2 protein-coding genes are annotated in these 1,691 nt (G+C 70.8%); both read left to right on the plus strand.

Annotation, left to right across the window (positions count from 1 at the left end; genetic code table 11):
* On the plus strand, positions 1-657 hold a 657-nt coding region (locus AC31A1_RS51030), incomplete at its 5' end, for a hypothetical protein (protein ID WP_489659851.1).
* On the plus strand, positions 657-1,691 hold a 1,035-nt coding region (locus tag AC31A1_RS51035), incomplete at its 3' end, for a WXG100 family type VII secretion target (protein WP_489659852.1). The genes AC31A1_RS51030 and AC31A1_RS51035, both read left to right, overlap by 1 nt.

Consider the following 1,691-nt stretch of genomic DNA (forward strand, 5'->3'; position numbering starts at 1 on the left):
GGCGGGGACATCAGGGCGGCCGGGCTCGACGAGATCGCGCGGGGGATCACCCTGGTGCTGGGCGAGTTGAAGGACCTGGGCGTCGACAGCCTGGCCGGGGCGGGCCGCGGGTTCTCGGAACTCGCTCTGTCCGGGCTGGAGTTGGGTAACGAGGAGTTGCTGTCGGGGTTCACGTCGTTCTGCGAACGCTGGGAGTGGGGCGTGCGCGCGCTGGTGGTCGAGGGCAACGACTTCGCGGCGGGCGTGGGTCTTTCGGCGGGCACGCTGTACGAGACGGACCAGTACGTCCAGGGCACGATGAAGATCGTGGTGAACGCGGGGATGGGCAACCCGTATGCGTCGGAGGACGAGGTCACCCAGCAGAGCTGGGGCGGCCTGGTGCGCGACAACGAGTACACGGGCGGTGTGGACTACAGCGCCGCGTCGATGGACAAGGCGCTGGACAACAGCGGGCAGGCCTACAAGGACGCGGCGCGGGACGTGATGACCTCGCACACGCTGAGCCCGTTGGGCCCGGGCCTCAACCCGGCCAGCCTGGCGAGCGCGGCGGGGCTGAGCGGGGACGAGTACAACGACATGCTCGACGGCCCGCTGGGCCCGTCGCCGGAGGAACGGGCGAAAGCGGCGGAGGCCCAGCAGGGCGGGGACGCGGGCTGATGGGGATCGGCGATCTGGTCAACTCCGGCCTGGGCAAGGTCGGCGAGGTGGTCGACGAGGGCAAGAAGCTCACGGGCGAGCTGGTCGACAAGGGCACGGACGTCGCCGGCGACGCGCTGGACAAGGCCGGCGCGCACGGCCTCGCGGACAAGGTCGAGAACGCGGGCGACCGCATCGCGTCGGACCTGGGCGCGACCCCGGGCGAGCGGCAGTTGGGCCAGAGCGACCAGCCGAAGGACTTGGTCCACGGCGACGCGAAGGCGATCAGGGCGACGGCCAAGCACCTGACCGACTTCTCCACGGCCTTCGACAAGGTCGGCGACGGCATGCACAGGCTCAACTCCTCATCCTGGCAGGGCGAAGCGGCCGAGGCGTTCCGCAAGAAATTCGCCATGCACCCCGCCAAATGGCTCCAGGCGGCGGACGCCTGCGACGCGGCGGGCAAGGCGCTGTCGTCGTACGCGGAGACGGTGGAGTGGGCGCAGGGGCAGGCGCGGGACGCGATCGATCTGTACGGCCCGGGCAAGCGGGCTTCGGACGCGTACAAGGCGGACGTGGCGAAGCACAAGGACGACGACAAGCAGCAGCAGCCGACGACGGACCCGGGCGCAGCCGCCGTAGAACGCGCCCACGAGATCCTGAACGAGGCCCGCCGCCAGCGCGACGAGGCCGCCCGCACGGCCGCGAGCGCGGTCCGCAGGGCCCTGGCCCACGCCCCCGCCGAACCGCCCCCGCTCACCCGGCTGAAGGCGGACGCGGTAGACGGCTTCCAGGCCGTCAACACGGAGATCCTGCACTTCGACGCCGGCGTGGTGAAGGGCACGGCGGGCATCCTGAACTTCGCCCGCGGCCTCAACCCCATGGACCCGTACAACATCACGCACCCCGCCGCGTACGTCCAGAACGTCAACATGACCCTGGCGGGCCTGGTTTCGACGGCCGCGCACCCCGAGCGGGCCGCGAAGACGATGCTGGACGACTTCATGAAGGACCCGTCGGAGGGGACGGGGCGGCTGATCCCCAATCTCTTCGGC

It is taken from the genome of Streptomyces sp. P5F9 (genome assembly GCF_057961495.1).